Origin of the sequence: Paenibacillus nanensis, assembly GCF_003583765.1 — a bacterium.
GTDB classification, from domain to species: Bacteria; Bacillota; Bacilli; order Paenibacillales; family Paenibacillaceae; genus Pristimantibacillus; species Pristimantibacillus nanensis.
In genome coordinates this window covers 176968-199837 of sequence record NZ_QXQA01000009.1, presented here as the reverse complement: position 1 = coordinate 199837, position 22870 = coordinate 176968, and the positions used below count along the sequence as shown (strand labels likewise).

Below are 22870 nucleotides of genomic sequence, written 5' to 3'. Positions count from 1 at the left end.
CATAAGAGCTTAAATGCTCAGAAGGGCGGCCAATAGAGCAAATAAGCCCGTCACACGAGCTTAAATGCTCGGGGAGATGGCCGACAGAGCAAATAAGCCCGCCACACGAACTTAAATGCTCGGGGTTGCGTCCCACAGAGCAAATAGGTACGCCACACGAGCTTAAATGCTCTTGAAGGCTGCCAACAGAGTAAATAAGTACGATACACGATCTTATCTAGTCGAGCGCTCTAAGTGGCATATGTAATCAACCAAACTTGGTATGCACGCACGAACGGACTTAACCGAAATCCTACATTAACTAATCGACAGCCATCGCAAGCTTGTCCCGAAGGGACTAAGCGTGTCCGTACAGTAACCTGACTTCCATCTGCTTTGTCACTCTTACGTTTTGCGTGCGGGTGTCCAGAGGGGCGCAGCCCCTCGGGGCCCTCCCTTGGAAGGGAGGGTTTGGGTGGGTTCGAAAGCTCTTAAGGATCTGGGAAATTGAGGGTTAGGGTGGGTTCGAAAGCTCTTAAGGATCTGGGTAACTGAGGGTTTGGGAGGTTCGTAAGCTCTTAAGGATCTGGGTAACTGAGGGCTTGGGTGGCTTCGAAAACTCTGTAGGTGGACTTTGATCATGGAGAGGAATGAACGCAATTGACACAAAAAGTTACAGTCATCGGAGCAGGCTTGGCCGGAAGCGAAGCCGCATGGCAAATCGCGTCCCAGGGCGTGCCCGTTGTTTTATATGAGATGCGCCCGGTTAGGCAAACTCCGGCTCATCATACAAATCAATTCGCGGAGCTCGTATGCAGCAACAGCCTGCGTGCGAACGGGCTGACGAATGCGGTCGGCGTGCTGAAAGAGGAAATGCGCCGCCTGGATTCGATCATTTTGAGCAGCGCGGATAAGCATGCCGTACCGGCAGGCGGCGCGTTAGCCGTCGATCGGGAAGGGTTCTCCGGCGAGATAACCCGCAGGCTGCATGAACATCCGCTGGTTGAAGTGAGGAATGAAGAAGTTGCCGAAATTCCGCAGGAGGGCATTACGGTAATTGCGACGGGCCCGCTGACCGCTCCTGATCTGTCCAAACAGATTCAAGAATTGCTTGGCGAGGAATATTTTTATTTCTATGACGCGGCTGCGCCGATTATCGAAAAGGATTCCATCGATATGAGCAAAGTGTATTTGGCATCCCGATATGATAAAGGCGAAGCGGCTTACTTAAACTGTCCGATGACAGAAGAAGAGTTTAACGCCTTTTACGATGCTCTGATATCCGCTGAGACTGCCGAACTCAAGGAATTTGAGAAAGAGATCTATTTCGAAGGCTGTATGCCGATCGAAGTGATGATGCGGCGCGGGAAACAAACGGCGCTGTTTGGTCCGATGAAGCCGGTCGGACTCGTAAATCCGCACACGGGCAAGCTGCCGTACGCCGTTATTCAGCTTCGTCAGGATAATGCGGCCGGCACGCTTTACAATATGGTAGGCTTCCAAACGCATCTAAAATGGGGCGAGCAAAAGCGCGTATTCTCGATGATTCCGGGGCTCGAAAATGCGGAGTTTGTCCGTTTCGGCGTCATGCACAGAAACACGTTTATTAATTCGCCGAAGCTGTTAAAGCCGACTTATCAAACTCGTCAAAGAGAGACGCTGTTTTTTGCGGGCCAAATGACGGGTGTGGAAGGTTACGTCGAATCTGCGGCCTCCGGTCTAATCGCCGGCTTGAATGCCGCGAGACTCGCGAAAGGACTAGAGCCAGTGGTGCTTCCGGAGCAAACGGCGCTTGGCAGTATGGCGCATTATATAACAACTGCAGATTTCAAACATTTCCAGCCGATGAATGCGAACTTCGGGTTATTTCCCCCATTGGAAAAAAAGATTCGCAATAAACAAGAAAAAAACGAAGCGATTGCTAATCGCGCGTTAGACCGCATAGAACAATTTAAACAGGAACATTTATCATCTTCCGCCGTACAGTAAACTAGTGGTTCTATGTTTACGGACACTTACGAAGCAAGTTTTTCTCCGCAAAACTTTTAAGGAGGTTACCCACATGGAAATGCAGTTTCATGCGACGACGATCTGCGCGGTTAGACATAACGGCAAAGGCGCGATCGCGGGCGACGGCCAAGTGACGTTCGGCAATAGTATGGTGATGAAAAACTCCGCGAAAAAAGTTAGAAGGCTGTATCGCGGTCAAGTTGTGGCGGGCTTCGCGGGTTCTGTGGCGGACGCGATAACGTTATTTGAAAAATTCGAGGCGAAGCTCGAGGAGCATCACGGCAATCTTCAAAGAGCGGCTGTCGAGCTGGCGAAGGACTGGCGTTCCGACCGCGTCCTGCGCAAGCTTGAGGCGATGATGCTGGTCATGGACAAAACCGGTTTGCTGCTGATTTCAGGCAACGGCGAAATTATCGAACCGGATGACGGTATTTTGGCGATCGGTTCCGGCGGCACGTTTGCGTTGTCTGCCGCAAGAGCGCTTGTCCGCCACGCTTCCGGCATGGAAGCGAAAGAAATCGCAAAAGCGTCGCTCAATATCGCGGCGGAAATTTGCGTATATACCAATCATAATATTATTGTTGAAGAGATTTAAATTGTAAGCTTCCCCTTATAGAAGCCTTTTATGGATTGGCATTTGCAAGCTTGCGGAATAAATAAACTTGTTCCGAAAGCCGTGACTTTTTATATCGCTTATCAGAAGGAATGGAGTAAATAAAGATAACGGAGGCGATGGGTTATGGGAAATGACGCTCTGACACCGCGGCAAATTGTTGCGGAATTGGATAAGTACATCGTTGGCCAAAAGGACGCGAAACGGTCGGTTGCAGTCGCGCTGCGCAATCGTTATCGCAGAAGCAAGCTCGACGAAGCGATCCGTGACGAGATCGTGCCGAAAAATATTTTAATGATCGGACCAACGGGCGTCGGCAAGACCGAAATTGCCCGCAGATTGGCAAAACTGGTTAAAGCGCCTTTCGTTAAGCTGGAAGCGACTAAATTTACCGAAGTCGGCTATGTCGGCCGCGACGTTGAATCAATGGTACGCGACCTGGTGGAAACCGCGATTCGAATGGTGAAGGAAGAAAAAACAGAGGAAGTAAGAGATAAAGCGGAGAAGCTCGCCAACGAGCGGATCGTGCTGCTGCTCGCCCCTTCGGCCGTTAAGCCAAAAGCAAACAAAAATCCGTTTGAAATGCTTTTTGGCGGCAACAACAATGAAGACAAGGATGAAGAGCAGGATAAGGAAAAAGACCAGTCTCTACAGCTGAAGAGAGCGCAAATTCGCGAACAGCTGGCGGCGGGGAAGCTTGAGAACGAAATGATTGAGATTGAAGTGGAAGACACGGCGCCAAATATGCTCGATATGCTGTCGGGCCAAGGTCCGGAAGGCATGGGCATGAATATGCAGGAGCTATTCGGCCAGCTGATGCCGAAGCGGCCGAAGAAACGGAAGCTGCCTGTAAAGGAAGCTCGCAAAGCGTTGATTCAGGAAGAAGCGAACAAGCTGATCGATATGGATGACGTCATTACGGAATCGGTAAGACGTGCTGAGCAGAGCGGGATTATCTTTATCGACGAGATCGATAAAATCGCCAGTCCTTCAAGAGGCTCCGGTCCGGATGTATCCAGAGAAGGCGTGCAGAGGGACATTCTTCCGATCGTAGAAGGCTCGACGGTGATGACGAAATACGGTCCTGTAAAAACGGACTATGTTTTGTTTATTGCCGCCGGCGCTTTCCATATCGCCAAACCGTCGGATCTGATTCCGGAGCTGCAAGGCCGCTTCCCGATCCGTGTTGAATTAACAAGCTTAAGTCTGGATGATTTCATTAGCATCCTGACCGAGCCGAAAAATGCGCTTACGAAGCAGTATACGGCTTTGCTTCAAACGGAAGGGATCGAGGTTGAATTTTCCCCTGAGGCTATTCGCGAGCTGGCGTCCATTGCGGCTGATGTGAATCGCAATATGGAGAATATCGGCGCGCGCAGGCTGCACACGATATTGGAGAAGCTCCTTGAAGACTTGTCGTTTGAAGCGCCGGAGCTTTCGCTCGAAAAAATGACCATTACCCCGGAATATGTGCGTGAGAAGCTGGGCGGTATTGCAAAGGATCGCGATTTAAGTCAATATATTTTGTAGCGGCAATTTCTGGGAGGCAATAGGAAATGAGCTTATTGAATAAAACAAGAACGCTGAACCGGCTGCTCCAACGAGCGGCCGGCAAGGCGCTCAGCTTTAGGGAAATGGCGGAGGTGCTCTGCTCCACAATTCAGGGCAACGTATTCGTCGTAAGCCGAAAGGGCAAGATTCTTGGCTGCGCGGCCTTGGATATTCACGAACATGATATTTTGCGTACGCTAACTGGGGACGAGCTTCGGTTTTCGCAGGAGACGAACGCCGATTTTTTATTGACGGGCGAATCGATGACGAATGTGACGCCGGAGCCGGGAATGTTCCAATCGTTCGGCAAGCTAGGCGACCAGGAGTTTATGACGGTTGTGCCAATTCTCGGCGGCGGAGACCGGTTAGGGACGCTTGTGCTGACACGCGCGTCCAGAACGTTTAATGACGATGATCTGGTGCTGGCCGAATATGGCTCGACGATTGTCGGAATGGAAATCCTGCGCGAGAGGGCAGAGGAGATCGAACAGGAAGTGCGAAGCCGGGCTGTTGTCTCGGTTGCGATCGGATCCTTGTCCTTCAGCGAGCTTGAGGCGGTTGAACATATTTTTGAAGAGCTGGACGGCAAAGAAGGGCTGCTGGTCGCATCGAAAATCGCCGACCGCGTAGGCATTACCCGTTCCGTCATTGTTAATGCATTGCGCAAGCTTGAAAGCGCCGGCGTGATCGAAACAAGATCACTCGGCATGAAAGGCACATACATTCGGATCCTTAATCAGCAATTGCTGCAGGAGCTGGAGAAAATGAAATCATAGGCAAATGCCTATATATTAAAAAAGTCCTATCTTGTCAACAAAGATAGGGCTTTTTTCTTATTGTAAACTTTTAGGAAATTGATGAAGATATTCGTTGTAGCGCAAATCGACAAAGTCATCTCATTTTTTTAATGTTTTTATGTCGAATGAAGAAGGAAAGTAGGATAATCTGTTGAATACGTAAAATATGATTTTCAAAGTGAAAGTGGTGAAACTACATGAAATTGTTGAATAGCGCGTCATTTAACCGGATGGAAGCGGCGGTTTTCGCGGCAGAAACAAGACAACGTGTCATTTCTAACAATATTGCAAATGCTGAGACGCCATATTTTAAAAGGTCGGAAGTTTTATTCGAGCAATTGCTGGAAGAATCGATGGGAGCAGGCGGCCAATTGCAGTTAGCAGGACGAACGAGCCATAGCAAACATATTGCTATAGGCGCAAATGCCGCCAGATTGCCTGTGACAAAGGTCACAACTGACCATACGACAGCCATGAACAACAACCAGAATAATGTCGACATCGATCGGGAGATGTCGCTGCTCGCTAAGAACCAGCTCAATTACAATTTTTACATTCAGCAGATTAACCACGACTTTAGTATGATGAGAACTGCGATTGAGGGGAGAGGCTAATCGATGAGGCTGTCCAATGGTTTTGATATAAGCGCGTCCGCTCTAACGGCTCAGAGATTGAGAATGGACGTCATTTCATCCAATATCGCCAACGCGGAGACGACAAGAGGAAGCTTCGTGAACGGCAAATTCGAGCCTTATAAGCGCAAGCTTGTTGTGCTCGAGCCAACCGCTCAATCTTTCTCAAGCATGCTTTCCAAGCAAATGGAAAATGGCGGCGCGGCGAAAGGCGTTCGAGTGGCAAAAATTCAAGAGGACCAATCGCCGAGCAAGCTTGTTTATAATCCGACTCATCCCGACGCAGACGAGAACGGCTATGTGAATATGCCGAACGTTGATGTCGCGAAGGAGATGGTCGATATGATATCGGCGTCCCGATCCTATGAAGCTAACGTAACGGCGCTTAACGCGACTAAATCGATGTTCGTTAAGGCGCTTGAAATCGGAAAACCATAATCCATAAGTTACCGGAGGAGATTACGTGATTCAATCGTTGAACCTGGGCCAGACAGCCCCTGCAAATATGTTACAGACGAAGCCGACCCAGCAGAAAACTCCGGCTGAGCTCACACAAAGCTTTGGACAGTACCTGCAAACGGCCCTTGATAGCGTAAGCGCGCAGGAGAAAAACGTTCATAAGCTAAACGATCAATACTTAGTTGGCCAAGTCGACGTCACAAAGGTCCTGATCGCATCGGAACAAGCGCAGCTTAGTTTGCAATTTACCTCACAAATCCGCAACAAGGTTGTTGAGGCTTACCAAGAAATTATGCGGATGCAGATTTAAACGTACTTTATTCTTAGCAAAGTCTTTGGGTGAGGTGAAACTGTGAACGAGAGATTCGCCCAATATAGCGAGCGGTTAAAGCTATTCTGGGGCCAAATGGGCAAAAAACAAAAAATATGGTTGGGGGCTTCGATTAGCGGATTATTGTTAACGATTATCCTGTTAACAATCGTGTTCACTCGAACGGAATATGAATTGGCGTTTCAAAACCTAGACGCGACGGATTCAGCGGCAGTGATGAGCTATCTGGACGGAAACGGCATCCCGTATAAGCTTGGAGCGGGCGGGACGAGCATTATGGTGCCGAGCGCTGTCGCTTCCAAAGTAAAGGTGGACGTCGGTTCTCAAGGCTTGGTGCAAAACGGTTCCATCGGATTTGAAGTTTTTAGTGCGAATTCATCACAGCTAGGCACAACGGAAAATGAATTCAACGTCATTTACCAGAACGCTCTCAACGGCGAAGTTCAGAAGCTGCTCAACGGCCTGCAAGGGGTTGAAAGCTCGAAAGTGTTAATCAACGCCGCAGAAGAAAGCGTCTTTCTTACGCCTGATGACACAACGAAAGCTTCCGCAGCGATCGTCATGAAGTTTAAACCGGGATACCGGCCGTCCCAAAAGGAAATCGACGGATATTACAATCTCGTTCAGGCGACGGTTTCGGATCTTGCAATCGAAGATATTACGATCTCCAGCCCGCAAGGCGAGCTGCTTTCTTCGCAAGCGGGGGGAATCGGAACAGGGAATGCGGATGTTGTCGAGCTTCAATTTCAGATTCAAAACAAATACGAAGCGGAGCTGAAAAAGAATATCCAGCAATTTCTTGGTCCGCTTGTCGGCAGCGACAATCTGGTCGTCAGCGTATCGAGCAGCATGAATTTCGATAAGAAGCATACCGAGGAAAACCTTGTCAGACCGCTAGAAAATAACAACAATAACGGCATTATCGTAAGCGAAGAGACGAACAACACGACGGCGACCGGCACTGCTGGTGAAGCTGGCGGGGTAGCCGGTACCGGCGAGACGGATATTCCGGGCTACGAAGCGGCCAATCAGGGCAACAGCTCTTCGGAGTCGAGCTCCGCGGTGCGCAACTACGAGTTTGACCGGATCAAGAACAGTATCCAATCATCTCCATATGTATTGAAAGATCTCTCCATCAGTATCGGCATCGAGGCCGCGCAACTAAATGACGAAGAATCAAGAAATTCGATCATGAACTACTTAACAACCTTGGTTCGTTCGCAGCTTGCCGATTCGGGTCAGGATGTTAATGATGACGAGCTGATCAACAAAAAAGTTTCACTCATTGCCAGGAATTTTGCGGAAGATGCGGCAGGCGCTGCTTCTGGCGGACTTTCTACGGCGTGGGTAGTCGGTATCGGCGCAGCGGCGCTCGCAGTAATCGGCGGTCTTGCGTTCATGCTCGTACGCAGACGGAAGCAGGCTGAAATCGAAGAGGCGATCATGCCTGAGCCTGCTACGAAAGTGGAATACCCTACGCTTGATTTGGAAAGCGTCAGCAACGAAAGCCAAGCGCGTAAAAATCTTGAAACACTTGCCAAACGCAAACCTGACGAATTCGTCAACCTTCTTCGTACTTGGCTTGCTGATGAATAGGGGGGCTGGAATTGTCACGAACATTGCAACCACTAACTGGCCGGCAGAAGGCGGCAATTTTATTAATCACGCTAGGTCCTGAAGTATCGGCTCAAATATTCAAGCATTTGCGGGACGAAGAGATTGAACAGCTCACGCTTGAAATTGCGAACGTCCGCAAGGTCGACAGCCATGACCGCGAACTGATATTGAGCGAGTTCCATCAAATCTGTATGGCCCAAGAATATATTTCGCAAGGCGGTATAACGTATGCGAAAGATATTTTGGAGAAGGCGTTAGGCGAATCAAAAGCGCTTGAGGTGATCAATCGCTTAACCGCAACGCTGCAAGTCAGACCTTTCGACTTTGCCCGCAAGGCAGAGCCGACGCAAATTTTGAACTTTATACAAAATGAAAATTCGCAAACGATCGCTCTCGTGCTCTCCTATCTGCAGCCGGATCAATCCTCTCAGATTCTATCCTCGCTGCCGCAAGATAAGCAGGCCGATATCGCGAGACGAATCGCGCTTATGGACAGCACGTCTCCGGAGGTTATAACGCAAGTCGAGAGAGTGCTGGAGCAAAAACTGTCGGCTACCGTTACGCAGGATTATACAAATGCAGGCGGTATCGACTCGATCGTTCAAATCTTGAATGGCGTAGACCGCGGTACAGAACGTACGATTCTCGATGCGCTCGAAATTCAGGATCCCGAGCTTGCGGAAGAAATCAAGAAACGGATGTTTGTATTCGAAGATATTGTCAATATCGACAACCGTTCCATTCAACGCATCATCCGGGATATCGAAAACGCGGATCTTCAGCTTGCCCTCAAAGTGGCCAGCGAAGAAGTTCGCGAGGCGATCTTCCGCAACATGTCGAAGCGCATGGCGGATTCCTTCAAGGAAGAAATGGATATTATGGGACCTGTCCGGCTGCGTGATGTCGAAGAAGCCCAAACCCGAATCGTGGCTACGATTCGCAGGTTAGAGGAATCGGGCGAAATCATCATCGCGCGCGGCGGAGGAGATGATATCATTGTCTAATTTGATCAAATCGTCCAGCGTCATTCCGATCGAACAGTTGAAGCAGCTGACGTGGATGAACCCTTATCCCAGCTTAAGCGGGCTATCTGTCAGCGATGAGCAGCATGAGCCGGCTGGGCCGGATGAAGAGACCATCTCTCTTCGGGATCAAATACTAGAAGACGCTCAGCAATTCGCCGAGTCCAGGCTGCAGGAAGCGGCGCAAGAGTGTGAAAAGATGCTTGCGGACGCCGAAGCGCAGATCGAAGTCTGGTGGCTTGAGAAGCGCAGCGAAGACGAGCAACTCGCGGAAGCCGCCAGACAAGCCGGTTATGAGCAAGGCTATGCTGAAGGTGCAGCCGCATCCGAGGCGGAGCTTCACGAGCAATGGCAGGCCAAACTGTCCGAAGCGTCGGAAGTGCTGAAGTTAGCCTATACGACCCGGGAACAGATTATTCAGGAGGCCGAGCCCTTTCTCGTAGAGCTGAGCTGCGCAATCGCCGAAAAAATTATCGGTCAGCAGCTGACTGAAGCGCCGAATATCGCGCTTGATCTCATTCGGAAAGCCTTATCCCGCAGGCGAGAGCAGGGCGTCATTACGCTTTGCGTCGCCCCGTCGCAGCTCGCCTTTGTGCAAGCGGCGCGCGAGGAGCTTCATACAGCCATCGATTCGCAGGCCGAGCTTCAAATTTTGCCGGACTCGACGATTAAGGATAACGGCTGCGTCATTCGCTCCGCCTTCGGCAGCATTGACGCCCGGATCGACACGCAGCTATCCGAAATTAAGCGGGAGCTGACCGCCCTTGCTCATCAAAGCAGCGATGAAAGAGGTTATGACGATGAACGCCATTAAGATAGATATCGGCAAATATCTTGAGCATCTTCGTCCTCTTGACCCAGTCCGAGTTAACGGCAAAGTGACGCAAGTCATCGGGCTGACCGTTGAATCCGAAGGGCCGGATGCGAGTATCGGAGATCTGTGCTATATCTATCCCGCTAAAAGCGCAAAGCCTCTTAAAGCGGAAGTGGTCGGATTTCGGAACAACAAAGTTATTCTGATGCCGCTCGGCGACCTCCATTCGATAAGCCCCGGCTGCGATGTTGTCGGCACAGGAAAGCCGTTAACCGTACAGGTTGGCTCCGAGCTGCTTGGCAAAGTGCTTGACGGTTTAGGCAACCCGCTTGACGGATCGCGTCTTCCGAGCCGTCTGCAGCATTACTCCACGCACAATGAGCCGAGCAATCCGCTCAATCGGCCGCGTGTTACCGAGCCGCTTAGCATTGGCGTTCGCGCGATCGACGGGTTGTTGACAGTCGGTCAAGGACAACGCGTCGGTATTTTCGCAGGATCGGGTGTAGGTAAAAGTACGCTTCTCGGAATGATCGCTAGAAATACATCGGCAGACGTCAACGTCATCGCGCTTATCGGCGAACGCGGGCGCGAGGTTCTCGAATTCATCGAGAAGGATTTGGGTCCGGAAGGACTGGCAAGATCCGTCGTCATCGTCGCCACATCCGATCAGCCTGCGCTTATTCGGATGAAAGGCGCTTTGATCGCGACCAGTATCGCGGAGTATTTCCGCGACAGAGGCTTGAACGTGATGCTTATGATGGATTCTGTCACTCGTTACGCGATGGCGCTGCGCGAGGTTGGTCTCGCCATCGGCGAACCGCCGGCAACCCGGGGCTACACGCCTTCCGTCTTCGCCGCATTGCCCAAGCTGCTCGAGCGTGCGGGTACGGGACCTGTTGGTTCGATAACGGCGTTTTATACCGTGCTCGTAGACGGCGATGACATGAATGAACCGATTGCCGATGCCGTTCGCGGCATCCTCGACGGCCATATCGTCCTTAGCAGGCATTTGGCTCACAAAGGGCACTTCCCGGCTATTGATGTTCTAGCTTCGGTCAGCCGGGTAATGAAAGAAATTGTGACCGAAGAGCAGCAGGATGCCGCAAATCGTTTGAAACGACTTTTATCTATATATAAAGATTCGGAAGACCTCATCAATATTGGGGCGTACCAGCAAGGATCCAATCAGGAAATTGATATGGCTTTACAATTTATCGATGCCATTCATTCTTTTACGCGGCAGAAGACGACGGAAAAAGCAAACTTGCAGGAAACACAAGAACGGTTGGTCAATGAATTTATCGGGAGTTGAGCAGATTGGCGTCCTTTCATTATTCCTTCCAGAAGGTTGTTGATTTAAAAACCAGCGAGAAGACGCAGGCAGAGTGGCTGCTATCCGGCGCGCTATCCAAGCTGTCTGAAGTGGAGCAATCCTTGAAGCAGTTAATGGACACGAAGGCGGAATGGGAGCTGAAGCTCCAGGATGCGGCTCGGTCTGGCGTTCCTCTGGCTGATCTGCAGATGTTGGGCGATTATCTCACGCATTTGCAGACTTGTATTGAGAACAAAATGAAGGATCGGAAGCAGGCTGAACGCGCGGTGGAGCAAAGCCGTTCCAAGCTTGCGGACAAAATGAAGGATGAGAAGGTATGGCTCAAAGCGAAGGATCACGCTTTTGATCGGTTCAGACAGGCGCTTCAATTAAAAGAGCAAAATGAACTCGATGAAATGGCGACAACCCGATATCTCATGCCAACCTCATAGTGCCCGACCCTCGCCCAATGGAGGAGTGAAAGAAATTGGCGGATACAGATGTAGAAAAAGGTTACAACGGATTTGAGCGGTTTATGTTCGTCATGGTTCCCATATTGTTTGTGATCGTGCTGCTCGGCGTGCTTCTTGCGTTATTCGACGCTGATTTCCGAAACCGGGCTCTTGGAGTCGGCCAATCGATTCCGGTCGTCAAGGATATATTGCCTGAGCCTAAAGTTGAAGGCAATTCCATGGATGACGATCAAATCCGCAGCATAAAGATGTCGGAGAAAATCGAAGAGCTGGAAGCGGAGCTGGCCGCTGTCAAGCAAGAGCTGGCTGAGGCGGCAAGCGCGAAGGAATCCCAGGAATCGACGGTTAAGGAGCTTCAGGATGAGAACGCGATGCTGAAGCAGCAGACTGAAGAGAAAAAGCTGGAGAACGAAGAATACGCGGCCAAAATTACGGAGCTCGCCAGCATGTTCACGAAGATGACGCCAAGCAAAGCGGCGCCGATCGTTCAGAATATGACGACAGAGGAAATCGTGCTGCTATTCTCTTCCATGCGGGCAGACGACCGCGTGCGCATCATGGAAAAAATGGATCCCGCGAATGCCGCCGAAGTGACGATGGCGATGAAGGACAACGAAAGCGCAAAAGATTTGCAAATTGCCGCTCTCCAATCGCAGCTTGATAAAGCGAAAAAAGAAATTGGTGCCGACAAACCGGTCTTTTCGACCTTGGATCAGGAGCAATTAGGCGCAACGTTCTCGTCGATGGCTCCAAAAAGCGCCGGAGAAATGCTGATCAAAATGATGGATATCAGCCCTAGCAAAGTGCTTCGGATTTTGAATTCGGTGGATGATGCAACCCGCTCTTCGATTCTCGCGGAAATGTCGGCGATTGACGAAACGGCAGCAGCCGAAATCATGTCCAAGCTTATGGCAGGCTCCTAACGCGGAATCATTCCTGCAACCGGGGAAGGAGGTGAAACAAAAATGGAAATGATCAATTCTGGTGTCGTATCGCCTGGACAGGCCGCCGCTGCAAAAACGGTTCAAGGCGTTAAAGCGTTGGCTGCTTCCGAAGGAGAAGGCGGCTTCCGGCAAGTGCTGGTCCAGCAAATGAGCAGCGAAGCCTCTCCTGCTGCTGAACAAGCGGACGGAACGGGTATTGCGGCCGTAATCGCCAAGCTTGAAGCGATCGCCTCGCAAACGGGTAACGAAGCTGCCCCTGCTTTGGAAGACCTCTTATCGTTGATCGATGGACTGGTGGATCAATTGGAGCCGCTCGGCCAAACGGAAGAAGCGCTTGACGGCCAGCTTGAGGAATTGCAGTCGATGCTGGATGCTCTGAATGCACTGCTTGCATTGCTCGGCATTCCCGTTCCTCAGACTCAGCCAGCTGTACAAGCAGACGGCGATACAGATGCAGCGGCGGCCATTCATCAAGTGAAGGCTGGCCTGCAGGATTCTCTTCTGCAGTTGCAGACTGCGATGCAGCAAGGCGTCTTCAAGCAGGTAAAGGGACAGGAGCCGTTCGCTTTAATTCTGAATCAGCTTCAGTCTCTAGCGTCCGTATTAAGCGAGGATACTGGAACGGAAGAAGTGAAGGAGAAAAACGCATCATCGCAAATTCCGTCGTGGTTGACCGCTCAGCCTTCGGCTTCGAAAGACGCCGTCCAATTCCTTGAGCGCTTGTCTCAACGAACGGTTCATCCCCTTATGATAAACGCAGCGGCAGCCGAGATGACAAATGAAACGAATGCGCTGCAGCAGGTTTTTTCTGGCGAAGGAGCTGCGGTTCATTCTGAAGATCCCGCCGTTATTCCGGCTATGACGCTGATCACTCCGGATAACGTAAAGGAGTTTGCTTCGATTCTAGGCAGAAAAGAAGCGGCGCCGACTACCTTTGTGCTGGCTGAAGATTTCGCGGAGACAATGAACGGGTTAATCGTTCAAAAGTTTGATGTCCGCACGCTAAACGGCGCTTCAGAGGCAAGACTGATGCTGTTCCCTGAGCATATGGGTCAGGTTGACGTCCGTATTTCGATGCAAAACGGCGTTCTGACAGCCGTATTCCAGACGGATACCGCGATGGCGAAGGATATGCTCGATAATCAAATGGCACAGCTTAGAGCTTCTCTTCAAGCGCAAGGCTTGAACGTCGAGAAGCTGGAGGTTACCCATAGTCCAAACGCGTCCGGTCTCACGCAGCAGCATGCCGGCCACGGCCATCAGGGCGGACAGTCAGGCAACCGTCAAGGCTTTAGAGAAGACAGCAAGCAGGTGACCGATAACGCTTTCGAGACCGATATGGTCGAGCAAGCTGCGATTCAAGGGCTAGGCTATGGCCGCGCCATTAATGAAACAGCTTAGGTGGATTGGTTGATGGCGTTGATGTGAAAGGCAGGAGGTGAACAGAAATGGCAGATAGCGTTTCTACCCGTAATGTCTGGCCCAATTATGACAAGAGCAACGTCCAGGCAGCGGCCGCTAAGAAAAATACGGATGCGCTTGGCAAAGATCAATTTCTACAAATTCTTGTAACGCAGCTGCGTAACCAAGATCCGATGCAGCCGATGCAGGATAAGGAATTTATTGCTCAGATGGCCCAGTTTACTTCAGTTGAACAGCTGATGAACATGTCCACGGAGCTGTCGCTGCTGCGGCAGAATATCGGCACCGCCTCTAGCTTGATCGGCAAGTGGGTGGAGTGGAACGAGTACGACGCAAGCGGCAGCATTACAGCCGTTAACGGGAAAGTCGATTCGATTCTGTCCAAAGACGGCGTTCTATACGCGAAGATCGGCGGCAAGGAGGTTGCGCTCGATTACCTCGTTTCGATCTCGGAGAACGAGCCTGCGGCAAAGGATGATGAATCGGCCGAAGAGACAGAAGAAGGAACGGAAGAGGTGGAGACACCATGAGCGATAAGATGAAGATCGGTCACCTGTTCCCGATAAAGACGACGCCTCTACAGCACGATAAAGCAGCAAAGACCAGCATGGGCAGAGCGCCGCAGTCTACAGAATTCCGCGATTTGCTGGAATCGAAGGTGCTGAAGTTCAGCCATCATGCCGAGGTTCGAATGGAACAGAGAGGCATTACGCTGCAGCCGGACTCCTTATCTCAAATTATGAAGGCTGTGGATGACGCCGCTTCGAAAGGCGCAAAGGACTCTTTGATCGTTTTTAAAGATATTGCCATGATCGTTAACGTCCCGAGCCGCACGGTTGTTACGGCAATGGACGGCAAACAAATGAAAAGCAACGTGTTTACTCAGATAGACAGTGCGATTATTTTATCGTAAGGCTGGACCTATACGGAGGCCATTTTGTTGCGGATCGACTGAAGCAACAAACGCATGATATTAAACCATTTGGAGGTTAGAAACCTATGTTGAGATCGATGTACTCCGGCGTTTCCGGTATGAGAGGGTTTCAAACAAAGCTTGACGTAATCGGCAACAACATCGCAAACGTGAATACGGTTGGATTTAAAGCCGGACGCGTCATGTTCCAAGATATTTTGAGCCAGACGGTTTCCGGCGTGACGGCACCGGAAGCAGGCACAAGCGGCGGCGTAAACGCCAAGCAGATCGGTCTCGGCGTATCGATCGCATCAATTGATACGGTTCATACGGCAGGCAGCGCCATGACGACGAACCAAGTAACCGACCTGCGTATCGACGGCGACGGCTTTTTCGTCGTATCGGCCGGAGACGGAACGGAGCAAATGCTGACCCGCGCGGGCAACTTCACGCTTGACGCCGCGAGACAATTGGTAACTACGGACGGCATGTTCGTTCTTGATCAAGGCGGCGCGCCAATTACGCTGGATGATACGGTTACAGCTTTCACGATCGGCCAAGACGGTATGATACTGGGCGTGACAGCTGACGGACAAGCTGAATTCGGCCCAATTGCCATCGCGAAGGTTGTCAACCCAAGCGGTCTTGAGAAGGTTGGCGGCAATCTGTACCGCATGACCGTTAACGCGAATCCGGACGGCGAATTCGAGCTTCTGACAGCGAACGATCCTGAAGCCGGCACAGGCGCGATCATCTCCGGTCAGCTGGAGATGTCTAACGTTGACTTGACGGCGGAGTTCACCGAAATGATCGTTGCGCAGCGCGGCTTCCAGGCGAATTCAAGAATTATTACGACTTCCGATGAAATATTGCAGGAAGTTGTCAACCTGAAGCGTTAATTCTAGGTAAACTGTAAGCGGGGGGCGTCAGTCCCCCCTATATGAAAAGGGGGGTTCATTGATGATCACCGTGACGCGTTTAAATGGAACAAAAATTACAATAAATGCTCTTCTTATTGAATTGATTGAAGAGTCTGCTGATACGGTCATTACGCTGACGACCGGCAAAAAGCTGGTTGTTAAGGAGAAGACGGCAGAGCTTATTTCGCTCAATCAGCAGTATCTTCAAACAATTGGCCTCGTTGCAGCGGCCCATAAGAGTGATAAAATGGAGGGTCCTTCGACATGAAAAAGATGATGCCTTGGCTTATAACGATTCTGCTTTCGATTACGCTCATCGCAATCGTGGCCATTTTTTTGTTCCGTACGATGTTTAGCGATCCTGCTGAAGAAGCGGCGAATAGCGAGCCGGTAGAGATAGAAGTGCTTTCAGCGGACGAACGCGTAGAAGTCACCTCTGAACTGAAAGATTTTCAACGCAATCTGCTTGATCCTGAATATGTCGTAAGAATGAGTTTTGCGTTTCAATTGGATTCCAAAAAAACAAAAGAGGAATTCGACAAGCTTCTTGAAATTGAGATCAAGCCGATCGTCAGCCGCACGCTTGCGGATATGAAAGCGGAAGAGCTGAACGGTTCCGCTGGCGAAGACGCGATTGAATCCAAGCTGTTGACGCTGATCAACCCTGTTTTGCCTGACGGTAAGCTCGTTAAGGTGGAAATCACGAACTTCATCATTACGGAAATTTAATCCAGGTGAAGATATTCCTCGAAGGAGGTGAGAGAATTGGTTGATGTTTTATCGCAGAATGAAATTGACGCACTGCTCGCCGCATTATCTTCCGGGGAGATGGACGCGGAGGATTTAAAGAAGGAAGAGACATCGCGCAAGGTCAGTGTTTACGACTTCAAGCGCGCTGTCCGATTCTCCAAGGATCATATCCGCAGCTTGACACGGATTCACGAAAACTTCGCGCGATATTTGACAACCTATTTCTCGGCTCAACTTCGCACATTCGTTCAAATTAATGTCGTCGACGTCGAACAGCTGCCGTATGACGAATTCATCCGATCGATTCCGAAGATGACGATTTTGAACATATTTGAAGCTGAACCGCTGGAAGGGCGAATGGTGCTTGAGATCCATCCGAACGTCGCATACGCGATGCTGGACCGGATGCTTGGCGGACAAGGTGTTGCCCCCGCAAAAATCAGCAACCTGACGGAGATTGAAACGACGGTCATGGAACGTATTTTTTCCAGAACGTTAGACAGTCTGCAGGAAGCGTGGAAGACGATCATCGATATTCAGCCTAGACTTGAGGCGCTGGAGACGAATCCTCAGTTTATGCAGATTGTCTCTCCGAACGAAACGATCGCGCTGATCTCGTTCAGCACGAAGATCGGTGACACGACAGGCATGATCAACCTATGTATTCCGCATGTCGTCATTGAACCGATTATGCCGAGGCTGTCCGTTCATCACTGGTTTGTTTCGCAGAAGAAGGAACGAATTCCAGAAGAAGTTGAAGTGCTCGAGCAGCGTGTAAATAAAGCGAAGCTGCCAATCGTTGCAGAGCTTGGGGAAACATCGATTACGATTCAAGAATTTCTGTCCTTAGGCGTTGGCGATGTATTGAACCTCAATAAGCCCGTAAACGAAGGTTTAAAGATAAAAATTGGCGATAAGCTTAAGTTCATCGGAAGCCCGGGTTCCGTAAGGGACAAGTTGGCCGTTCAGGTGGATGAGATTGTAAACGAAGGAGCTGTAGAAGAATATGACGAGTAAAGATTATTTGTCGCAAGAGGAAATCGACGCATTGCTCCGTCAGTCCTCGGGTGAGTCCGATGCCGGACAAGCGCCTTCGGATGAAGTTCAGCTTTCCGATTATTTAACTTCCATCGAGCAGGACGCTTTGGGTGAAATCGGGAACATCACATTCGGAAGCGCGGCGACAGCGTTGTCGACCCTGCTAGGCAAGAAAGTCGACATTACGACTCCTACGGTTACGCTTGTGATGAGAGATGAGCTTGCGGATGTGTTCCCTAAGCCGCATGTGGCGGTAAGCGTGCAGTATGTAGACGGCTTTGAAGGCATTAACTCTCTGGTCATTCAAACCAAAGACGCTCAGGTTATTGCGGATCTGATGCTTGGGGGTGAAGGACTCGTATCTAACGAAGAATTAAATGAAATTCATATTAGCGCCGTTCAGGAAGCGATGAACCAGATGATGGGTTCTTCCGCTACCTCGATGTCGACAATCTTTAATCGGTTTGTCAATATTTCGCCGCCGGGAATCGATATTTTGGATGTGAATAACGGAGACGGCATGGGCCATCTTCCTCCATCGGATGTGTTTATCAAAATATCGTTCCATTTGACGATCGGCGATCTGATCGATTCGACCATTATGCAGCTGCTTCCGGTGTCGTTTGCCAAACAAATGGTATCCATTCTAATGGGGACTGCGGAAGAGCCTGCACCGTCGCCATCACCTGCGCCGGTCGAGGCGCCGCCTGCAGCGCAGCAAGCTCCTGCGGCAGCTCCGGCTGCGGCAGCAGAGCAATATACGGCAGCCCAGCAGACGGCTGCAGCGAGCATGGCGCCGCCGATGCAGCAGCAGCCGCCAATGCCTCCTTATCCTGGATACGGGCAGCCTGCAGCGGCATACGACCCTTATGCGGGCCAATATGCTCCGCCGGGGTATCCGCAGCAAAATGTGAATCGCAACGTCAATGTGCAGCCAGTTCAATTCGCAAATTTTGGCCAACCGCAATTTGCGTCGAATGACGGCACGAACTTGAATTTACTTCTCGACATACCGCTGAAAGTCACTGTAGAATTAGGAAGGACCCAGAAGCAAATTAAAGATATTCTGGAGCTTTCGCAAGGTTCCATTATTGAACTGGACAAGCTGGCCGGTGAGCCTGTCGACATTCTGGTCAATAATAAACTGATTGCCAAAGGCGAGGTTGTCGTTATCGACGAGAACTTCGGCGTGCGCGTAACGGATATCGTTAGCCAGTGGGACCGCATTCAAAAATTACAATAAACAACATCCTAGGAGGAAATGAAAATGGCAAACCGCATTCTGATCGTAGACGACGCTGCATTTATGCGCATGATGATTCGTGATATTTTATCCAAAAACGGATATGAAGTAGTAGGGGAAGCGCAAGACGGCGCACAAGCCGTTGAAAAATATAAAGAACTTAAGCCTGACCTCATCACAATGGATATTACGATGCCTGAGATGGACGGTATTACAGCTTTGAAGGAAATCAAAAAGATTGACGGCAACGCTAAAGTCATTATGTGCTCCGCGATGGGCCAGCAAGCGATGGTTATCGACGCGATTCAAGCGGGCGCGAAAGACTTTATCGTTAAACCATTCCAAGCGGATCGTGTTATTGAAGCGATTAAGAAAACGCTGGGCTAACGGTTCAACCGCCATGTTGATTCCTAGAATGCGCGCGGCGATACTTACCTTTATCGGATTTGCGATCTTGCCGGCAATTGCTGCTGCTGATTCCAGCGGCAGCGCCGCAGGCGGAGAGCAGCCGAACTATGTGCCAAGCACTTCTCCCGCCGATTTCTTGGGCAGTTTGGCGTGGGTTATGGTTGCTCTTGCTATCGTTATTGTTCTCATTGTGTTTGCGTTGAGATGGCTGTCGAGACGCAATCAACTGTGGGGCGGCAACCGTTCCATGCGATCGCTTGGCGGGGTCGCGCTAGGGCAGAATAAATCCGTGCAAGTGCTGGAAATTGGGGGACGCGTCTATATCGTTGGCGTAGGAGAGGATATCACGCTTCTTGATCGCTGCGTCGATCCTGCGGAAGCAGAGCATTTGATCGCTTTGTTAGATGCCCAAACCTCAAACGCGTGGACTCCGCTCAGCATGACGGACTTTGTGAAGAAATGGCTGGATCGCCGTTCCGCTCAAGACGAACCGGGCAGGGAGCAATGGAACGACCCTAATACCTTCCAGCAGATGCTTAATAGCAAGCTGAGCAAGCAAACGGAACGCAAGCAGCAGCTGGAGGAAATGCTGCAAGACCATAAATCCTATGAACGGTTGATGGATGATGAAAAGAAATAAAATTTGGCTGTCACTTGCCGTTATCCTGCTGCTCTCCATGCTTGCGCATTCGCAAGCCTACGCCGAACCGCTGCCCGACATATCGATTGATATTGGCGGAGGAGAAGGAGACCAGCCCGGCACAAGCGCTTTATCGCTGCTGCTGATCATTACCGTATTAAGTATAGCGCCGGCGATTTTGGTGCTGATGACCAGCTTTACGCGTATCGTCATCGTACTGGGTTTTGTCAGAACCTCGCTCGGTACGCAGATGATGCCTCCGAATCAGGTGTTAATCGGCCTTGCTTTGTTTTTAACCTTGTTCATCATGGCCCCGACCTTCGGGCAAGTCAACGAGGTTGCTCTTCAGCCCTATCTGAAAGGGGAATTAACCCAGACGGAAGCGCTGAATCAAGCGGCGGTGCCGATGAAAAAGTTTATGTTCTCCCATACGAGGGAGAAAGATTTGCTTCTATTTATGGATTATACGAAGACAGAGAAGCCTGAGACGGTTGAAGATATACCGCTTACCGTCCTTGTGCCGGCATATGCCATCAGCGAATTGAAAACGGCATTCCAGATGGGCTTTATGATCTTTATCCCGTTTCTAGTGATCGACATGATCGTATCCAGTACGCTCATGGCGATGGGGATGATGATGCTGCCGCCGATCATGATTTCGCTGCCGTTTAAGCTTCTGCTTTTCGTGCTCGTAGACGGCTGGTATTTGATTGTGAAATCGTTGCTGCTCAGTTTCAACACATGATGAAAGCAGGTGGGATATTCGATGAGCGCGGATTTTATCATCGGATTGGCCGGCGATGCAGTCTATACGGTTTTAAAAGCCAGCGCCCCGATGCTTGTTCTTGCATTGGTTGTCGGATTGATCATTAGCGTTTTCCAGGCGACCACTCAAATTCAGGAGCAGACGCTTGCTTTTGTTCCGAAGATCGTCGCCGTCTTCTTGGCCATTATTGTATTTGGACCGTGGATTCTGAATACGATTGTTGATTTTACCTTCAATCTACTGAACAATCTTCATCAATATATCGGTTAGGTTGTGAGTGAATGAACGCGATCGTGGAAGGCTTCCCCATTTTTTTGCTTATTTTTTGTCGAATTACTGCATTTTTCGTCGTGGCGCCTGTCTTTTCTTCGCGAGGGGTGCCGAATACGTTTAAGATCGGGTTAGGATTTTTTATATCCCTCATCGTGTTTTTCTCTTACGGCTTGAGCCAAACGATCGTTCCGAACGCGGAATATGTGCTTATCGTGCTGAGAGAAATCTTAATCGGATTGATGATGGGTTTTGTTGTTTATCTGTTTTTTGCCGCGGTGCAGACGGCAGGGTCGCTCATGGATATGCAGATCGGACTTGCGATGGCGAACGTGGTGGATCCTCATACGGGGGTATCCGCGCCGCTGCTCGGCAATTTCAAGTACATGCTGCTGCTTCTCGTATTCCTGATGATGAACGGCCATCATTATCTCTTAACGGGGTTAATGAACAGCTACCAATGGATGCCGCTCGACAACGATCTGTTCAGCCGCATGGTAAGCGGGAGCTTAACTGAATATTTGACCCGGGTATTCGGGAATACGTTTTTGCTGGCTCTTCAGATCGCGGCGCCTCTAGTTGTCGCGATGTTTCTGACAGACCTGGGTTTAGGGTTTTTGACCAAAACCGCGCCGCAATTTAACGTGTTCGTCATCGGCGTTCCGCTCAAGCTGATTCTTGGACTGTTCCTGGTCTTTCTGCTGATGCCGAGTATGGCGTTGTTATTCGAGAAGCTATTCTCCATTATGTTCGACTCGCTGGAAGGCCTGTTCGGAATTGTACAGGGTCCGCCTGAAGGACAATAGGAGGCTAAGAACGTGCATAAGTATCGCTTTAGGCTGGACTTGCAGCTGTTCAACCAAGAGAAAACCGAAAAAGCGACGCCTAAGAAGCGCCAAGAAGCGAGGAAAAAAGGTCAAGTTGCGAAATCGAGCGACTTGTCCCCGGCACTCATCTTACTATTTGTCTCCGCTTCCTTTCTCATGTTAGGCGGTTATTACAAGGCGCGTATTAACGAGATGTTCGGCGGCCTGTTCCAGGATTGGCTCACGATGGAGCTGACGACCGAAAATGTGATGGAGCTTTTCCTTAATATTACGCAGCAAATGCTGATTATGTTGCTCCCAATTTTCGCCATCGTATTGGTCATTGGCGTGGTCGGCAACGTCATGCAATTCGGTTTTTTACTGACGGGGGAGCCTCTCAAGCTAAAGCTGAGCAAGCTGAATCCGATTGAAGGCTTTAAACGGATTTTTTCGATGCGAAGCCTTGTTGAATTTTTGAAGAGCATATTGAAGGTTACGATTATCGGCGTCCTGGTCTACTCGACGATTGTGGGCGAGTGGGACAGACTTTTAACGCTCTCGAGCATGCCGCTTGAAGCGACGTTCTCGTTTACGGCCAGCTTAACGATTAAACTTGGCCTTGAAGTCGGCGCCGTACTTGCGGTGCTGGCATTCCTTGATTTTATGTATCAGAAGTACGAGCATGAAAAAAGCCTCAAAATGTCGAAGCAGGACATCAAAGATGAATATAAGAAAACGGAAGGCGATCCCCTTATCAAAGGACGCATCCGCGAGAGGCAGCGCAAGATGGCGCTGCAGCGCATGATGCAGGACGTTCCGAAAGCGGACGTCGTCATCACAAACCCGACACACTATGCGATTGCCTTGAAATACGACGCAGCCAGCATGGAAGCGCCGAAGATATTGGCGAAAGGCGCAGATCATGTCGCCTTGCGAATCCGAGAGATCGCGAAGGAGAACGGCGTCATAACGATGGAAAACAAACCGCTGGCCAGAGCGCTGTACGACAGGGCCGAGATAGGGGATACCATACCGGCCGACCTGTTCCAGGCAGTAGCTGAGGTTTTGGCCTATGTATATAAATTGAAGGGCCGTAGAAAGTAAAGCGCGGCGCGCTTTTTTAAAGGGAGGAGGAATCCA

At 50.3% G+C, this 22870-nt stretch carries 27 protein-coding genes; all 27 read left to right on the top strand.

What is annotated here, in order from left to right; translation table 11 throughout:
• The first annotated feature begins 639 nt into the window (after window positions 1-639).
• The 27 genes from trmFO (at window position 640) to flhB (ending at window position 22834) form a co-directional block, all read left to right on the top strand.
• Window positions 640-1968 (top strand): FADH(2)-oxidizing methylenetetrahydrofolate--tRNA-(uracil(54)-C(5))-methyltransferase TrmFO, encoded by a 1329-nt coding sequence (trmFO, locus tag D3P08_RS15575; protein ID WP_119600618.1) that lies wholly within the window; start codon window positions 640-642, stop codon window positions 1966-1968.
• A gap of 73 nt (window positions 1969-2041) precedes the next feature.
• The gene (gene hslV / locus D3P08_RS15570) at window positions 2042-2584 is read left to right on the top strand and encodes an ATP-dependent protease subunit HslV (protein ID WP_119600617.1); all 543 of its coding nucleotides are present in this window, start codon (window positions 2042-2044) and stop codon (window positions 2582-2584) included.
• Window positions 2585-2728: 144 nt separating this feature from the next.
• The gene (gene hslU, locus D3P08_RS15565) at window positions 2729-4132 is read left to right on the top strand and encodes an ATP-dependent protease ATPase subunit HslU (RefSeq protein ID WP_119600616.1); all 1404 of its coding nucleotides are present in this window, start codon (window positions 2729-2731) and stop codon (window positions 4130-4132) included.
• A 26-nt stretch (window positions 4133-4158) separates the two neighbouring features.
• The gene (codY, locus tag D3P08_RS15560) at window positions 4159-4929 is read left to right on the top strand and encodes a GTP-sensing pleiotropic transcriptional regulator CodY (protein WP_119600615.1); all 771 of its coding nucleotides are present in this window, start codon (window positions 4159-4161) and stop codon (window positions 4927-4929) included.
• Window positions 4930-5147: 218 nt separating this feature from the next.
• A complete protein-coding gene (gene flgB / locus D3P08_RS15555; RefSeq protein WP_119600614.1) occupies window positions 5148-5564 on the top strand; it encodes a flagellar basal body rod protein FlgB in 417 nt (138 codons plus the stop codon).
• Between the two features lie 3 nt (window positions 5565-5567).
• Entirely contained in the window at window positions 5568-6020 is a 453-nt protein-coding gene (gene flgC, locus D3P08_RS15550) for a flagellar basal body rod protein FlgC (RefSeq protein ID WP_119600613.1), read from the top strand.
• Between the two features lie 67 nt (window positions 6021-6087).
• Window positions 6088-6351 carry a flagellar hook-basal body complex protein FliE gene (gene fliE / locus D3P08_RS15545; RefSeq protein ID WP_119600671.1) on the top strand — a complete coding sequence of 88 codons (264 nt, stop codon included), beginning with the start codon at window positions 6088-6090 and terminating at the stop codon, window positions 6349-6351.
• Window positions 6352-6393: 42 nt separating this feature from the next.
• A complete protein-coding gene (fliF, locus tag D3P08_RS15540) occupies window positions 6394-7968 on the top strand; it encodes a flagellar basal-body MS-ring/collar protein FliF (protein ID WP_119600612.1) in 1575 nt (524 codons plus the stop codon).
• A gap of 11 nt (window positions 7969-7979) precedes the next feature.
• Entirely contained in the window at window positions 7980-8993 is a 1014-nt protein-coding gene (gene fliG, locus D3P08_RS15535) for a flagellar motor switch protein FliG (protein ID WP_119600611.1), read from the top strand.
• Window positions 8986-9825: a flagellar assembly protein FliH gene (gene fliH / locus D3P08_RS15530; protein WP_119600610.1), complete on the top strand. Its 840-nt coding sequence runs from the start codon at window positions 8986-8988 to the stop codon at window positions 9823-9825. The genes fliG and fliH overlap by 8 nt, the downstream gene beginning before the upstream one ends.
• On the top strand, window positions 9812-11137 hold the full coding sequence (fliI, locus tag D3P08_RS15525) for a flagellar protein export ATPase FliI (RefSeq protein ID WP_119600609.1): 1326 nt from the start codon (window positions 9812-9814) through the stop codon (window positions 11135-11137). The genes fliH and fliI overlap by 14 nt, the downstream gene beginning before the upstream one ends.
• A gap of 5 nt (window positions 11138-11142) precedes the next feature.
• Window positions 11143-11589, top strand: a complete 447-nt coding sequence (gene fliJ, locus D3P08_RS15520) for a flagellar export protein FliJ (RefSeq protein ID WP_119600608.1) — start codon at window positions 11143-11145, stop codon at window positions 11587-11589.
• Window positions 11590-11624: 35 nt separating this feature from the next.
• Window positions 11625-12533 (top strand): magnesium transporter MgtE N-terminal domain-containing protein, encoded by a 909-nt coding sequence (locus D3P08_RS15515; protein WP_119600607.1) that lies wholly within the window; start codon window positions 11625-11627, stop codon window positions 12531-12533.
• Window positions 12534-12575: 42 nt separating this feature from the next.
• Window positions 12576-13955 (top strand): flagellar hook-length control protein FliK, encoded by a 1380-nt coding sequence (locus D3P08_RS15510; protein ID WP_119600606.1) that lies wholly within the window; start codon window positions 12576-12578, stop codon window positions 13953-13955.
• Window positions 13956-14002: 47 nt separating this feature from the next.
• A complete protein-coding gene (locus D3P08_RS15505; protein ID WP_119600605.1) occupies window positions 14003-14506 on the top strand; it encodes a flagellar hook capping FlgD N-terminal domain-containing protein in 504 nt (167 codons plus the stop codon).
• Entirely contained in the window at window positions 14503-14889 is a 387-nt protein-coding gene (locus D3P08_RS15500) for a TIGR02530 family flagellar biosynthesis protein (protein WP_119600604.1), read from the top strand. The genes D3P08_RS15505 and D3P08_RS15500 overlap by 4 nt, the downstream gene beginning before the upstream one ends.
• 86 nt (window positions 14890-14975) lie before the next feature.
• On the top strand, window positions 14976-15788 hold the full coding sequence (gene flgG, locus D3P08_RS15495) for a flagellar basal body rod protein FlgG (RefSeq protein ID WP_119600603.1): 813 nt from the start codon (window positions 14976-14978) through the stop codon (window positions 15786-15788).
• A 61-nt stretch (window positions 15789-15849) separates the two neighbouring features.
• Complete coding sequence (locus D3P08_RS15490) at window positions 15850-16077, top strand: flagellar FlbD family protein (protein WP_119600602.1); 228 nt, start codon at window positions 15850-15852, stop codon at window positions 16075-16077.
• Window positions 16074-16538, top strand: coding sequence for a flagellar basal body-associated FliL family protein (locus D3P08_RS15485; protein WP_119600601.1), 465 nt, complete (start codon window positions 16074-16076; stop codon window positions 16536-16538). Before D3P08_RS15490 ends, D3P08_RS15485 begins: the two co-directional genes overlap by 4 nt.
• Window positions 16539-16574: 36 nt before the next feature.
• Window positions 16575-17576, top strand: coding sequence for a flagellar motor switch protein FliM (gene fliM, locus D3P08_RS15480; RefSeq protein WP_119600600.1), 1002 nt, complete (start codon window positions 16575-16577; stop codon window positions 17574-17576).
• Window positions 17566-18840: a flagellar motor switch phosphatase FliY gene (gene fliY, locus D3P08_RS15475; RefSeq protein WP_119600599.1), complete on the top strand. Its 1275-nt coding sequence runs from the start codon at window positions 17566-17568 to the stop codon at window positions 18838-18840. The genes fliM and fliY overlap by 11 nt, the downstream gene beginning before the upstream one ends.
• Before the next feature lie 24 nt (window positions 18841-18864).
• Window positions 18865-19227, top strand: a complete 363-nt coding sequence (locus tag D3P08_RS15470) for a response regulator (RefSeq protein ID WP_119600598.1) — start codon at window positions 18865-18867, stop codon at window positions 19225-19227.
• Window positions 19199-19888: a flagellar biosynthetic protein FliO gene (locus tag D3P08_RS15465; protein ID WP_162848495.1), complete on the top strand. Its 690-nt coding sequence runs from the start codon at window positions 19199-19201 to the stop codon at window positions 19886-19888. The genes D3P08_RS15470 and D3P08_RS15465 overlap by 29 nt, the downstream gene beginning before the upstream one ends.
• A gap of 37 nt (window positions 19889-19925) precedes the next feature.
• Window positions 19926-20633: a flagellar type III secretion system pore protein FliP gene (gene fliP / locus D3P08_RS15460; RefSeq protein WP_420819039.1), complete on the top strand. Its 708-nt coding sequence runs from the start codon at window positions 19926-19928 to the stop codon at window positions 20631-20633.
• A 21-nt stretch (window positions 20634-20654) separates the two neighbouring features.
• Window positions 20655-20924: a flagellar biosynthesis protein FliQ gene (gene fliQ, locus D3P08_RS15455; protein ID WP_119600595.1), complete on the top strand. Its 270-nt coding sequence runs from the start codon at window positions 20655-20657 to the stop codon at window positions 20922-20924.
• Window positions 20925-20935: 11 nt separating this feature from the next.
• Window positions 20936-21730 (top strand): flagellar biosynthetic protein FliR, encoded by a 795-nt coding sequence (gene fliR, locus D3P08_RS15450; protein ID WP_119600594.1) that lies wholly within the window; start codon window positions 20936-20938, stop codon window positions 21728-21730.
• A 12-nt stretch (window positions 21731-21742) separates the two neighbouring features.
• Entirely contained in the window at window positions 21743-22834 is a 1092-nt protein-coding gene (gene flhB / locus D3P08_RS15445) for a flagellar biosynthesis protein FlhB (protein WP_119600593.1), read from the top strand.
• Window positions 22835-22870: the final 36 nt, after the last annotated feature.